The sequence below is a fragment of the Saezia sanguinis genome (assembly GCF_963921665.1).
GTDB lineage: Bacteria > Pseudomonadota > Gammaproteobacteria > Burkholderiales > Burkholderiaceae_C > Saezia > Saezia sanguinis.
This window is the reverse complement of the sequence record NZ_CAWUGC010000005.1, coordinates 70,668-83,691: the sequence shown is the minus strand read 5'-3', so window position 1 is coordinate 83,691 and position 13,024 is coordinate 70,668. Positions and strand designations below refer to the sequence as shown.

Sequence of the window (13,024 nt, the reverse complement as noted above, 5' to 3'; positions counted from 1 at the left end):
CTGTATGATTCTTAATTCTTTAAATGAAGAAGAACTCAAGTTCTTTGTGGATTCCGTGCGTAATTTTTTCAAAAAAACGGTACAGAGTGAACCCGAAATTACTTCCGCATTTTTAGGTACCGTTGATATTGAGGGTTATGAGTTCAATGGCATTGTCACGCTTTCGGGCAGCTACGATGGACAGATCATCGTCTCCATGCCTAAACAGATGCTGCGTGAAATCTTGCTTCTGCAACAGGAAGTCAACCTTGATGACAACAATTTACTGGACATTGTCGGAGAAATCGCAAACACGTTTGCCGGCAACGCCCGTAAAAAACTGTCTCATGGAGATGCGCTAACCGTCTCTGTTCCAATCAAACTGCAAGGCACTAATAAAACAAAAGCCCGTGTTCGCAAACATCCTTATATGATTGTATTGTCCTGGAATAAGTATCCGGCTCTTGTTTGCGTTGATATTGAAAAGAACGTCTAAACGCTTATCCGGATTCTGAATGAAAGCACGTTCATTTGCCACGCCAGGCAGAATTTTTATACATAACGCCTGCCTTGCTTTTTGAGGTCTGTTTGCCGCAGGCATGGTTTATCGGCAAAGCCGTATTACAGGCCGATTCTCTGAAAATTAAAATCACCACAGACACCCTCATCATATACCAGCCATGGATGGTTAACGCCGAGTAGTCGCTTCCTATTAAGCACCGTTAGTTTTTTAAACTCCGCACCTTCTCTAAAGGCCGGCAATGCCGGCTTTTTTTACGGCACAGTACAATACTCTCTTTTACTTTTTTGACCCATTTTCAATTATGATTTTATTGCAAATTAATTTTCATTTACCCGCAGAAATGATGGGCGAGGCGCTTGTTCACAGCGCTAAAGCATTAGCGGAGAGCATTAATCACGAGCCCGGATTTATTTCTAAATTCTGGATAGAAAATCAGCAAACAGAAGAAAGTGGCGGTATTTATCTGTTCCAGAATGAAGCAACAGCACAGCAATATGCACAGATGCATGTTGAACGCGTAAAAGCCATGGGTGCAACAGAGATTGAGTGCAAGTACTTTAACGTCAATATGCCGTTGTCAAAAATCAATCATGCCGTGCCATAAGGCTAAAGCATAAAAAACGGCGCCTGCATTTGTGCACAAGCGCCGTTATGTATCGCGGTGTTCTGATAATTAAAAATTATCCGTCGATGTGAACAGCCCGACACGCAGTCCTTCTGCCGTGTAAATTTCTTTTCCATCCACGCTCATGGTGCCATCGGCAATAGCCAGTGCCAGTGAACGGTTCATGACCCGTTTCAGATGGATGTGATAGGTTACTTTTTTCGCTGTCGGAAGTACCTGCCCTGTAAATTTAACTTCCCCTACACCCAGCGCTCTTCCGCGGCCTAAATGTCCGCTCCATGCCAGATAAAAACCAACCAACTGCCACAAAGCATCCAGCCCCAGACACCCCGGCATGACCGGATCATCGATGAAGTGGCATTGAAAAAACCATTGCTCGGGTTTGATATCGAGCTCGGCCACAATTTCACCTTTGCCATACTTTCCACCGGTATCTGTAATGGAAACGATTCTGTCCATCATCAGCATATTGGGAGCCGGCAGCCTGGCATAATCTTCACCGAATAATTTTCCTTGCCCACACCTGATCAATTCTTCATAGGTGTAACTGTTCTTTTTGGACATGCCAACTCCTAACCTGATTTTGTAAGTTAAATATAAAAATTATTGATATGAATCTGTTTGCTTTGTAATGTTGTGCTTGAATCACAATTGGATACAGAAATCAGGCATCCAGATTGGTCACCTTTAACGCATTATTTTCAATGAATGCCCTGCGTGGTTCAACATCATCACCCATCAGCATGGTAAATACTTTATCCGCTTCGATGGCATCTTCAATTTCTACCTGCAGTAAACGGCGATCTTCCGGATCCATGGTGGTTTCCCACAACTGTTCGGCGTTCATTTCCCCCAGCCCTTTGTAGCGCTGACGTGATACGGCACTTTCTGCCTGTTGCAGCAACCATTGCATGGCTTGGGCAAATGTCGTCACTTTCTGCCGCTTTTGCTTTTCACCCTCACCCCGGCGCACTTCAGCGCCTTCTCTGATCAGTCCACGGAAGACCTGAGCCATTTCTTTCAGAAATGCGTAGTCGTGGCTGTGAACGAAATCAGCAGAGATGACACTGGTTTGTATATTACCGTGATGCGGACGTTTGATGGCCAGTTGCAAATGGCTTGTTCTTGGATCAACAATCACCTCAACTTGTGCTTCGTGTAAAACGCTGCTCAACTCCTGGGCGGAGTTTTGTGCTTCTTCTTGTGTTGAAAGTTTAATTTCAACGCCGTGCGCAATACTTCTTAACGCCTCAACGTCCATCCAGTTTGCAAGGCGGTTAATGATCCGTTCTGTCAGAACATACTGGCGAGCCAGTTCGGCCAGCGCTTCGTCTTTTAAAATCTGGGTATTGTTGGCATCCGTAGCAACTTCTGCTCCATCCAACGCAACCTTCAGCATGAAAGCGTCCAGTTCCGTATCGTCTTTCAGATACCGTTCGCTCTTTCCTACTTTGACTTTATACAAAGGAGGCTGAGCAATGTAGATGTGGCCGCGTTCTACCAGTTCGGGCATCTGACGATAAAAGAATGTCAGCAGCAATGTCCGGATGTGGGCGCCATCAACGTCTGCGTCAGTCATGATGATGATACGGTGGTAACGCAACTTGTCCGGATTGAAATCATCCGTCCCGGTATTGCGTCCAATGCCGGTTCCCAAAGCGGTGATCAGCATCAATATCGCATCGCTGGACAAAAGTTTTTCATAACGTGCTTTTTCAACGTTGAGAATCTTGCCGCGCAGCGGCAAGATGGCCTGGAATTTACGGTCCCGCCCTTGTTTGGCAGATCCACCGGCAGAGTCGCCTTCAACGATATAAATTTCGCATAAGGCAGGATCTTTTTCCTGACAGTCAGCCAATTTTCCAGGTAAGCCCAAACCATCCAGAACACCTTTACGGCGTGTCATTTCGCGTGCCTTGCGTGCTGCTTCACGAGCTCTGGCCGCCTCGATGATCTTTCCGCAAATCAGCTTGGCATCATTGGGGTTTTCCAGCAAATAGTCCATCAACCCCTTGGACACAACGTCTTCCACCGGCCCGCGCACTTCACTTGAAACAAGCTTGTCTTTTGTCTGGCTGTTGAATTTCGGTTCGGGCAATTTGACAGAAAGTACACAGCACAGCCCCTCGCGCATATCATCACCGGTAACTTCCACTTTGGCCTTTTTAGCAAATTCATTGTCTTCAATGTATTTGTTGATGACACGTGTCATGGCTGCGCGAAGCCCTGTCAGGTGGGTACCACCATCACGCTGCGGAATATTGTTGGTAAAACACAAGACAGATTCCGAATAGCTGTCATTCCACTGCATGGCCACTTCGGTTGTGATTTCTGTTCCGATATCACTGGCCCTTGAACCCAGTACGTGCAGAATATGCGGATGCAAAACCGATTTACCCTGATTGGCAAATTCGACAAACCCTTTGACGCCTCCCGGATAAGAGAAGATTTCTTCCCGGCCTGTGCGCCGGTCAATCAACTGGATTTTTAATCCGTTATTCAGAAACGACAGTTCACGAAAACGCCGAGCCAGAATATCAAAGCTGAAATCCGTTATATTGGAAAAAATCTCATCATCCGGCAAAAACTGAACTTCGGTTCCTCGGCCTTCCGTCGGGCCAATGACTTTCATTGGCGAAATTTCAATGCCGTCTACATTTTCGATCAGACGGTCTTTTAAATGACCACGCTCAAAATCCAGCTGGTATTCTTTTCCGTCACGACGGACTGTCAATCGCAACGCTTTGGACAAAGCGTTAACGCAGCTCACACCCACACCGTGCAAACCACCTGAAACTTTATAGCTGTTCTGGTTGAATTTACCGCCGGCATGAAGTTCTGTCAGCGCGATTTCAGAAGCAGAACGTTTGGGCTCATGCTTATCGTCCATTTTGACTGCGGTAGGAATACCGCGCCCATTATCTGATACCGAGATAGAACCATCCTGATTGATCACAACTTCAATATGGTCACAAAATCCGGCAAGTGCCTCATCAACCGAATTGTCAACAACTTCAAACAGCAAATGATGCAGCCCCGTTCCATCAGAAACATCGCCGATGTACATTCCCGGACGCTTACGCACAGCTTCCAGCGGTTCCAGCATCTGGATATTGCCTGCGCCGTAATCTTCTTCTGCCTGATGATCCTTTGGGTTATGAGGATCATGAGCCTGCTGATCTGCACTGTTCATTGAATTTCTTTCATTTAAATCATTTGCCCAACAGGCAAAGAGCACCATCGCAGATTTTCCATCTGCTCCGGTGCTGAAAACTACCTATCTCTGCTAAATGCACAACACGGACAATGCATTTAAATTCTCATGGGCATGACAACATAGATGAAGCTGTCATCCCCAGGAACCGTGAGTAATGCAGAGCTGTTGGCATCTGCAAAAGAGATATTTACCTGCTCCTGGCTCATATTGGAAAGCACATCAATCAGGTAACTGACATTAAAGCCGATATCCACGGTGTTACCACTGTAGTCAATATCCAGCTCTTCAACCGCTTCTTCCTGCTCGGCATTATTGGCTGCAATGCGTAAGGTACCACTTTCAAAGGTTAAACGTACGCCTTTGAATTTGTCACTGGTCATGATGGCCACGCGCTGCAGGCTGTTAAGTAAAAGTACTCTGTCAATGCTGACAACGCTGGAATATCCTTGAGGAATGACACGGGTGTAATCAGGGAATTTGCCATCAACCAGTTTGGTAACAAATTCAAGCGAACCAAAGGTGAAACGGGCCTGATTGGATGCAAACTGGATCTCAATCAAACCATCACCGTCATTGTTCAGCAACCGTTGCAGTTCAAGCACGGTTTTACGGGGCAAAATCACCTGCTGGTGCGGGATTTCAATATCAAGCTCTACCTTGTCCAGCGCAAGGCGGTGACCATCGGTAGCGACCAGTGTCAGTGTTTTACCCTGTACCACAAACAAAATGCCATTCAGATAATAACGGATGTCATTGACAGCCATTGCGAAATGGACTCGGCTAAATAGATTTTTCAGTGTCTTTTGCGGAATGGCAAACTGGGGGCTGAAATCATTGGCTTTTTGAACCAGCGGAAAATCTTCTGCCGGAAGTGTCTGCAAAGTGAAACGGCTTTTCCCGCTTTTCAGCAGTAATTTTCCCTCTGCTGATTCCAGTGTCACCATTTGATCAGCAGGCATGGAACGTAGGATATCGATGACCTTGCGCGCAGCAACGGTCGTTGCGTACTGTCCCTGATCACCACCCAGGTCGGCAGTGGTCTGAATCTGAATTTCCAGATCGCTGGTGGTCAACCGAATTTCTTCGTTGACTTTATTGAACATGACGTTAGCAAGGATAGGAAGTGTGTTGCGTCTTTCAACGATGCCAGCAACAGACTGTAAGGCAGCGAGCACTTTTTCCTGCGTGTTCTTTAATACAATCATATTAACCTCTTAAATACTGTTTGTAGTAGTAGCATTTCCAGATAAATGTTGATAAGCCTAATTTTTATTTAAATTTCAATCAGTTAATGGCAGTCAAAGTCTGTTGACAATGAATGGTTGAACAGCGGATAAATAATGAACAAGTTTGAATTATCTGCCTGAGCTGTGAACAACTGTGATCTTATGCCAGAAAGATGCACAGAGTTTTCCACAAACAGGGTATTGTCCCATTTTCTGGGGATTTGTACCAGTGGTTGCCTGTATAAATTTACAGCTACTGTCTCAGTCTGTTGTAAGAGGTTTTGTCCGGTTGTCATTGGGTATGTTTCATGAAATAGATGGATCAGCCTTTGAGGGTCTGTTCCAGCACGTGTAATTGTTTGTTGAGTTCAGATTGTTGTTGCCGTTCCGAGGTGATCTTTCTGACCGCATGCAGTACGGTTGTATGGTCTCTGCCGCCGAAGAGCTCGCCGATTTCAGGCAGGCTCTTTTGTGTCAGTTCTTTGGCCAGGTACATGGCAATCTGGCGTGGTTTAGCGATGGAAGCTGGACGTTTCTTTGAATACATGTCCGCGACTTTGATTTTATAAAAATCAGCTACGGTTTTTTGGATGTTTTCAACAGAAATCTGTCTGTTTTGGATAGATAACAGGTCTTTCAGTGCGTCACGGGCCAGTTGTATCGAAATTTCTTTCTGGTTAAAGCGGGAATAAGCCAGAACTTTTCGCAAAGCGCCTTCCAGCTCCCGGACATTGGAGCGTACATTTTTGGCAATAAAGAAGGCCACATCTTCATTGAGCTGGGCGTTTTCAGTCTGGGCTTTTTTCAGCAGAATGGCAACCCGCATTTCTAGCTCAGGCGGTTCAAGTGCAACCGTCAGCCCTGAGTCAAAGCGCGAAGTCAGGCGTTCATCAATATTGCTCATGCCTTTGGGATAGGTATCACTGGTGAGGATGATGTGCGCTTTTTTGGTCAGCAGCGCTTCAAAGGCGTTAAAGAATTCTTCCTGTGTTCTTTCTTTGCCTGAAAAAAACTGAACATCATCAATCAGCAGCAGATCCAGGCTGTGGTAACGGGCTTTAAACTCGTCAAAAGTGCGGCGTTGGTAGGATTTGACAACATCGCTGACAAACTGTTCTGCATGGATGTACAACACCTGTGCATTGGGATTGTCGGAGACCATCTGGTTACCGACTGCATGCATCAAGTGTGTTTTTCCCAGCCCGACACCGCCATAAACAAAGAGCGGGTTGTACAGCACACCAGGTTCATGGGCGACATGCAGTGCTGCTGCACGTGCCATCTGGTTGGCGCGCCCGGGCACCAGGTTTTCAAAGGTCAGGTTAGGATTCAGATGGGAAAAATGGCGCAGGTGCTCTGCCGTTGCTTTTGGTACCTGCTGTGTCTGACTGGCAGGATTGATTTCTGTCGGGACGGCTATTTTTTGTAATCCACTGGACTGGTTCATTTGCTGGCGCTGAATACCCTGTGGTCGCTGACGTTGAGCCAGGGTAACCTCCAGGCGGACCGGCTGACCGCAAAGCTCTTGCAGAATGTCTTCAATGTGCGTTGTGTACTGGGAGCGAACCCAGTCCAGTTGAAACCGGTTGGCAACAGTCAGCGTTGCGTGTGACAGATCTTCCGCAACGACAGCAGGCGCCAAAGGTTTAAGCCATGTATTAAATTGTTGTTCTGGTATGCGAGCGACCAGTTGAGCCATGCAGGCTTGCCAGAGAGTGTCTTTCATGACTGTGGATATTTCCCCAATATAGACGGTCATTATAGTCGGCTGGATCTTTTTTAAGAAAACTTATCCACAGTTTCTTAAGTGGTCATTTTAAATGACTGCTTACAGGGTATCACTGTACTATATTGACTAAAAAGGAAAAATTTGCTGTAATAAAGGGTTCTGCATTTTGTGAAAATAGGATTCAGCTTGCTTTCGTTTATAAGGTGAGCGGAGAAAAGCCGTTTTGGCAGTATTGTGGGTGATTTGATACGGATTGAAATGACCCATAACGGCACAGTATGCCTGTATGTGAAATAGCTGCAAAGCTGAACGACAGTACAGGGATATGGATGCTTAAAACGTTTTCAAATGGGCTGGTGAATTTTTCATCAATTTGTTCGCGGTTAAAAAATCAGATGTTTAACTATTTGATTTTTAAGTATTTATCAGGTAAAAATCATGAAACGTACCTATCAACCTTCTAAAACACGTCGTGCGCGTACGCATGGATTCTTGGTTCGTATGAAAACACGCGGTGGACGCGCTGTTATCCGTGCACGCCGAGCCAAGGGCCGTAAACGCCTGGCAGTGTAACGGTATTTATTCCAACTGCTTACGGTAAGAAAGCGGTTGCTGAATGACCTCCGCGCCTCAAGTTCAGGTGAAAGTTGCCAGGCTGCAAACACATGCTCAATTTGAAGCGGTGTTGCAGCAATCAGTCAGTATCAGCAATTTTTATTTTGTATTGCACCATGGGGCCAGCAAGTTATCTACAGAGCCGCAGCAGGAAAAGCTTCAGTCTGTGGATAATTTGTTTTTTCAGGGCTCCAGATTGGGATTGATTATTCCCAAGCGGTGGGCAAAACGCGCTGTTACACGCTCTTTGGTGAAAAGACAGTGTCGGGCACAATTTGCGCTCGCGGCAGCAGATCTGCCTGCGGGAGACTGGATTATCCGGCTACGCCGTTCGCTGGACTCAGGCCAATGGAACAGCGCTTCATCACCTGCATTGAAGCAGCATGTCAGGCAGGAAATTCAGCATCTATTGGCACAGGCACAGCAGCGTTGGTCTAAGGAACATTCGTATCCATCTGAACAGGTCCTGATTAAAGGAGCGTCCTGCTGATGAAGTGGCTGTTAATGACCTTGATAAAAGGCTATCGTTTACTTCTAAGCCCGTGGCTGGGGGCCAGTTGTCGGTTTGAGCCGACTTGTTCTCAATACGGGTTGCAGGCACTGGAAAAACATGGGGCCGCCAAAGGTTCTTTGCTGATAACCAGCCGGTTGCTGCGTTGCCATCCCTGGTGCCAGGGTGGGTGTGACCCGGTCCCTGATACGTTGAATCTGGATCCTGGCGGCTTATTTACACGACTGTTAACACCGTCTTCTTCACAACGCATAAAATCAGCAGCTACGTCAACAGCTGAAACTGACTCTTCTCATATAAAGGTTCCACATGAATGATCTGCGTCGTACCCTGCTATGGGTCATTTTTGTTTTTTCGCTGATTTTATTGTGGGACCAATGGCAGGTTTATAACGGCAGGCCGAAAACTTTTTTCCCAGGCGGGTCGACAACAACAGAGCAACAGGCAACAAATAATGCTTCTGGCGCTCAAAATGCAGATCAGGATGTGCCGACGGCTTCCGGTGTTCAACCGGCAGGATCTGACAATGTTGCCATGCCTGTTGCAGGACAGGACAGCTCTGCTGAAAAAGTGGTTGTTACCACGGATGTTTACCGTTTAACTTTTGATACGGCCGGCGCCAGAATAACAGATTTAAGTCTGTTGAGGTTTGCTGATCAGGAGGATAAAGAGCAACCGTTCCGGCTGTTAAGCCCTGCATACGCTTATGAAGCGCAGACAGGTATTATCAATGCCGGTGGCGGCGAAGCATTTCCAACACACAATACGCTGATGCATCTGGTGGCGGGGCCGCTGGAAATGGCCGAGGGACAAAATACGCTGACGGTGAAGTTCCAGTCGGATGCGGTCAATGGCGTACAGGTTGTTAAAACGTTTGAATTCACACGTGACAGCTATGTCATCAATATGCGAACAGAGGTGGTTAATACGGGTGCCGTGCCGGTAACGCCGGAACTGTATCTGCAACTGGTTCGCAACAGCGACGCCCTGCCTGGTGGCTCCATGTTCTGGCATACATTCACAGGCCCGGCATACTATACGCAGGATGACAAATACAATAAGGTGGCATTTTCTGACATTGTCGAAGGCAAGAAGCCGTTAAATGCCCAGACCGATAATGGCTGGGTCGGCATGGTGCAGCATTATTTTGTCACGGCCTGGCTGCTGCCTGAAGGAACGCAGCGGACGTATTACACACGCTCCCTGGGTAATAACCGGGTTGCGATCGGCATGATTGCGCCGTTGAAGACGTTGGCCCCAGGTGAAAGCCTGACTTCGGAAGCCAAACTTTACACCGGGCCGCAAAATGAAACCGTGCTGGAAAAACTGGCACCGGGGCTGGATCTGGTTAAAGACTATGGCATGTTCAAGATTTTCTCCAAGCCGCTGTTCTGGCTGCTGAACATGCTGCACAGTCTTTTGAATAACTGGGGCTGGGCGATTGTGGCGCTGGTGGTGCTGATCAAAGCGGCATTCTTCTGGCTGAACGCAAGTGCGTATCGCAGCATGGCCAAGATGAAGGCGGTTGCGCCGCGTGTACAGGAAATGCGGGAACGTTATAAGGATAAACCGCAGCAGATGCAGCAGGAAATGATGCGTATTTACCGGGAGGAAAAAATCAATCCTCTGGGTGGATGTCTGCCGATTCTGGTGCAGATTCCGGTATTTATCGCGCTGTACTGGGTTCTGCTGTCTTCGGTGGAAATGCGCAATGCACCGTGGATTGGCTGGATTACGGATTTGTCGGTAAAAGACCCGTACTATATTCTGCCGATCATCATGACAGCTTCCACGTTGTTCCAGACCTGGCTGAATCCGACGCCGCCTGACCCGATGCAGGCCAAGATGATGTGGATCATGCCGATGGTGTTCTCTGTCATGTTCTTCATGTTCCCGTCCGGGCTGGTGCTGTACTGGGTGACAAACAATATTCTGTCGATTGCACAGCAGTGGTTTATCAATAAACGTCTGGGTGTGACACGGAAATAGGACGTTTATAGCTGTTATCCCGATAACCGCCCGCTTTCTGTATGCAACAGAACGGGCGGTTTTGTTTTAGATTATGGGCGGGTTAACACGCCTTAGGTAAAACACGCCGAATTGGAAGTTTGTTTTGTTAGGTTGAACTGATGCTTAACGACCGGAAAGATCCTATTATTGCCATTGCAACGGCTCCTGGAAGAGGCGCCGTGGGCATTGTGCGCCTTTCGGGCCCGGATTTGAAGGCATTTATGAATGCTTTCTTGGGGGTACAACTTCCTGCACGTGTTGCAACGCTGCTGCCGTTTAATGCGGCGAATGGCGATCCGATTGATCAAGGGCTGGCGATTTACTTTCCGGCTCCCCACTCCTATACGGGGGAGGATGTGCTGGAGCTGCAGGCCCATGGCGGCCCGGTTGTTTTACAACTGCTACAGCAGCGCTGTTTGGAGCTTGCTGCATCTGTAACGTCGGAAGGACAGCACGTTTTACCCCAATTGCGACTGGCCAGGCCGGGCGAGTTTACTGAACGTGCTTTTTTAAATGACAAGCTGGACCTGGTGCAGGCAGAAGCGGTTTCCGATTTGATTAATGCCACGACAGAAATGGCGGCGCGCTCTGCCAGCCGTTCCATAGAAGGTGTATTCTCCCGCGGGATTCAGACCTTGCTGGAAGCATTGATTGCCCTGCGCATGCTGGTGGAAGCCACATTGGATTTTCCTGAAGAGGACATTGACTTTTTACAGCGGGATGACGCTGCAGGTCAGACAGCGCGCATTTTGTCTGAGTTGGAAAACCTGTTGAAAAACGCCAAGCAGGGAGCCTTGCTCAGGGAGGGAATGGTTGTTGTGATTGCCGGGCAGCCGAACGCGGGCAAAAGCTCTTTGCTGAATGCCATTTCCGGTGTGGATGTTGCCATTGTGACGCCGGTGGCTGGAACCACGCGTGATAAGGTGACTCAAACTATACAGATTAACGGTGTGCCGATTCATGTGATTGACACGGCCGGTTTGCGCGAAACACAGGATGAGGTTGAGCGGATCGGCGTAGACCGTGCCTGGCAGGAAATTGCACGTGCTGATGCCGTCATTTTTCTTCACGATGCCTCGCGTACCGCAGATGCGGCATATGCAGCGTTAGAGAAGGAACTGCATCAACAAATTGCGAAATTGGTAGGTACCCAGGTGACCATGCTGGAGGTTTACAATAAATGCGATCTGGCAGATATTCATGATCTGGCATTGCCTTTATCAGGTGCAGAAATTTCAATTTCAGCAAAAACAGGTGCCGGGCTGGATACATTGCGGCAGAAATTGTTGCAGATTGCTGGCTGGCAGGCCGTGCCTGACGGCGTTTTCATGGCCCGCGAACGGCATGTGCAGGCATTGCGGCAGACAAAGGAGCATGTTGTACAGGCACAGGCGCTGTTAAACAGCAAAATCAAAGAACTGGAGCTGATTGCAGAAGAGTTGAGGCTGGCACAACAGGCGTTAGGAGAAATCACCGGGGCATTCAGTGCGGACGATCTGTTGGGAGTGATTTTTAGCCAGTTCTGTATCGGCAAATGAAATGGATACAAATCGCAGACAGTTTTAATGCAGTAGCAGAGAGAAGGTTGAAATGATTCACATTGACCATGATCGCATTTTGTCATGTGCACGCGAAACGGTGCAGATTGAAGAAGACGCGGTAAGCCACTTGAAAGCACAACTGGGAGAGTCGTTTGTAGATGCGGTACGTTTGATTTTGAGTTCTAAGGGCCATGTTGTTGTTTCGGGCATGGGTAAAAGCGGCCATGTCGGGCGCAAAATTGCCGCCACCCTGGCGTCAACGGGAGTTCCTTCATTGTTTGTACACCCGGCAGAAGCCAGCCATGGCGATCTGGGAATGATTACGGCGCAGGATGTGGTCCTGGGGATTTCCAATTCAGGGGAAAGCGAGGAGCTTACGGCCATTCTGCCGGTGATTAAGCGCTTGGGCGCTTCTTTGATTGCAATGACCGGGAATGTGCATTCAACGCTGGCCAGATTTGCCGATGTGGTGATTGATGCCAGCGTCAAGAAGGAAGCCTGTCCTTTGAATCTGGCACCCACTGCCAGCACAACCGTCCAGATGGTTTTGGGTGATGCGCTGGCCATGGCATTACTGGATGCGCATGGATTTAAGGCAGAGGACTTTGCGCGCTCACATCCCGGGGGTGCATTAGGGCGCAGGTTATTGACCCATGTGCGCGACGTGATGCGTCCAATGGAGGAAACACCGATCGTATTCCCTCAGGCGGGCTTCTCAGAAGTCATGCTGCAGATGACCAAAAAGGGCCTGGGGATGACCGCGATAACAGACGAGCAGCACCATGTCCAGGGGATCTTTACCGACGGCGACTTGCGCCGGCTGCTGGAAAAGCTGAATTCAACAGAACATCTGAGTAACTTGAAGGCAAGTGATATCATGACAGCAAATCCACAGACGGTGGCTGAAGATGCGCTGGCGGTACAAGCTGCCGAACTGATGGAAAAGCGTGCCATCTCGCAGGTGCTGGTGGTGAACCCACAGGGGCAACTGGTGGGTGTGGTGAATACCCACGATCTGATGCGCGCCAAAGTCATTTAAATGGGCGTA

Annotated in this window: 12 protein-coding genes; 8 read left to right on the top strand and 4 right to left on the bottom strand. The window is 48.2% G+C overall.

Features of this window, described 5'->3' with window-relative positions; translation table 11 throughout:
* Window positions 1–4 precede the first annotated feature (4 nt).
* Together AACY98_RS04380 and AACY98_RS04375 are read left to right on the top strand one after the other, a co-directional pair.
* Window positions 5–475 (top strand): chemotaxis protein CheX, encoded by a 471-nt coding sequence (locus AACY98_RS04380; protein WP_126981024.1) that lies wholly within the window; start codon window positions 5–7, stop codon window positions 473–475.
* A 265-nt stretch (window positions 476–740) separates the two neighbouring features.
* A complete protein-coding gene (locus AACY98_RS04375) occupies window positions 741–1,106 on the top strand; it encodes a monooxygenase (RefSeq protein WP_339802057.1) in 366 nt (121 codons plus the stop codon).
* A gap of 69 nt (window positions 1,107–1,175) precedes the next feature.
* Here AACY98_RS04375 and fabA read toward each other — a convergent pair whose 3' ends face one another.
* From fabA to dnaA, 4 genes are all read right to left on the bottom strand, one after another.
* The gene (gene fabA / locus AACY98_RS04370; RefSeq protein WP_126981023.1) at window positions 1,176–1,691 is read right to left on the bottom strand and encodes a 3-hydroxyacyl-[acyl-carrier-protein] dehydratase FabA; all 516 of its coding nucleotides are present in this window, start codon (window positions 1,689–1,691) and stop codon (window positions 1,176–1,178) included.
* Window positions 1,692–1,791: 100 nt separating this feature from the next.
* Complete coding sequence (gyrB, locus tag AACY98_RS04365; RefSeq protein WP_339802052.1) at window positions 1,792–4,320, bottom strand: DNA topoisomerase (ATP-hydrolyzing) subunit B; 2,529 nt, start codon at window positions 4,318–4,320, stop codon at window positions 1,792–1,794.
* Between the two features lie 119 nt (window positions 4,321–4,439).
* Window positions 4,440–5,549, bottom strand: a complete 1,110-nt coding sequence (gene dnaN, locus AACY98_RS04360) for a DNA polymerase III subunit beta (protein WP_339802049.1) — start codon at window positions 5,547–5,549, stop codon at window positions 4,440–4,442.
* 343 nt (window positions 5,550–5,892) lie between these two features.
* On the bottom strand, window positions 5,893–7,329 hold the full coding sequence (gene dnaA / locus AACY98_RS04355; protein WP_339802046.1) for a chromosomal replication initiator protein DnaA: 1,437 nt from the start codon (window positions 7,327–7,329) through the stop codon (window positions 5,893–5,895).
* Window positions 7,330–7,737: 408 nt separating this feature from the next.
* Here dnaA and rpmH point away from each other — a divergent pair, with 408 nt between their 5' ends.
* From rpmH to AACY98_RS04325, 6 genes are all read left to right on the top strand, one after another.
* Window positions 7,738–7,872 carry a 50S ribosomal protein L34 gene (gene rpmH / locus AACY98_RS04350; protein ID WP_126981019.1) on the top strand — a complete coding sequence of 45 codons (135 nt, stop codon included), beginning with the start codon at window positions 7,738–7,740 and terminating at the stop codon, window positions 7,870–7,872.
* Between the two features lie 43 nt (window positions 7,873–7,915).
* A complete protein-coding gene (locus AACY98_RS04345; protein WP_339802042.1) occupies window positions 7,916–8,404 on the top strand; it encodes a ribonuclease P protein component in 489 nt (162 codons plus the stop codon).
* Window positions 8,401–8,742: a membrane protein insertion efficiency factor YidD gene (gene yidD / locus AACY98_RS04340; RefSeq protein ID WP_423817518.1), complete on the top strand. Its 342-nt coding sequence runs from the start codon at window positions 8,401–8,403 to the stop codon at window positions 8,740–8,742. Before AACY98_RS04345 ends, yidD begins: the two co-directional genes overlap by 4 nt.
* The gene (gene yidC / locus AACY98_RS04335) at window positions 8,735–10,414 is read left to right on the top strand and encodes a membrane protein insertase YidC (RefSeq protein ID WP_339802036.1); all 1,680 of its coding nucleotides are present in this window, start codon (window positions 8,735–8,737) and stop codon (window positions 10,412–10,414) included. The genes yidD and yidC overlap by 8 nt, the downstream gene beginning before the upstream one ends.
* A 140-nt stretch (window positions 10,415–10,554) precedes the next feature.
* Window positions 10,555–11,973: a tRNA uridine-5-carboxymethylaminomethyl(34) synthesis GTPase MnmE gene (mnmE, locus tag AACY98_RS04330; protein WP_339802033.1), complete on the top strand. Its 1,419-nt coding sequence runs from the start codon at window positions 10,555–10,557 to the stop codon at window positions 11,971–11,973.
* 52 nt (window positions 11,974–12,025) lie between these two features.
* Window positions 12,026–13,015: a KpsF/GutQ family sugar-phosphate isomerase gene (locus AACY98_RS04325; protein WP_339802030.1), complete on the top strand. Its 990-nt coding sequence runs from the start codon at window positions 12,026–12,028 to the stop codon at window positions 13,013–13,015.
* Window positions 13,016–13,024: the final 9 nt, after the last annotated feature.

Excerpts from the sequence above, each read along its gene's own strand:
- AACY98_RS04380 (WP_126981024.1), top strand. The coding sequence starts at position 5 with ATGATTCTTAATTCTTTAAATGAAGAAGAACTCAAGTTCTTTGTGGAT.
- AACY98_RS04375 (WP_339802057.1), top strand. The coding sequence starts at position 741 with ATGCCGGCTTTTTTTACGGCACAGTACAATACTCTCTTTTACTTTTTT.
- fabA (WP_126981023.1), bottom strand. The coding sequence starts at position 1,691 with ATGTCCAAAAAGAACAGTTACACCTATGAAGAATTGATCAGGTGTGGG.
- gyrB (WP_339802052.1), bottom strand. The coding sequence starts at position 4,320 with ATGAACAGTGCAGATCAGCAGGCTCATGATCCTCATAACCCAAAGGAT.
- dnaN (WP_339802049.1), bottom strand. The coding sequence starts at position 5,549 with ATGATTGTATTAAAGAACACGCAGGAAAAAGTGCTCGCTGCCTTACAG.
- dnaA (WP_339802046.1), bottom strand. The coding sequence starts at position 7,329 with ATGACCGTCTATATTGGGGAAATATCCACAGTCATGAAAGACACTCTC.
- rpmH (WP_126981019.1), top strand. The coding sequence starts at position 7,738 with ATGAAACGTACCTATCAACCTTCTAAAACACGTCGTGCGCGTACGCAT.
- AACY98_RS04345 (WP_339802042.1), top strand. The coding sequence starts at position 7,916 with ATGACCTCCGCGCCTCAAGTTCAGGTGAAAGTTGCCAGGCTGCAAACA.
- yidC (WP_339802036.1), top strand. The coding sequence starts at position 8,735 with ATGAATGATCTGCGTCGTACCCTGCTATGGGTCATTTTTGTTTTTTCG.
- mnmE (WP_339802033.1), top strand. The coding sequence starts at position 10,555 with ATGCTTAACGACCGGAAAGATCCTATTATTGCCATTGCAACGGCTCCT.
- AACY98_RS04325 (WP_339802030.1), top strand. The coding sequence starts at position 12,026 with ATGATTCACATTGACCATGATCGCATTTTGTCATGTGCACGCGAAACG.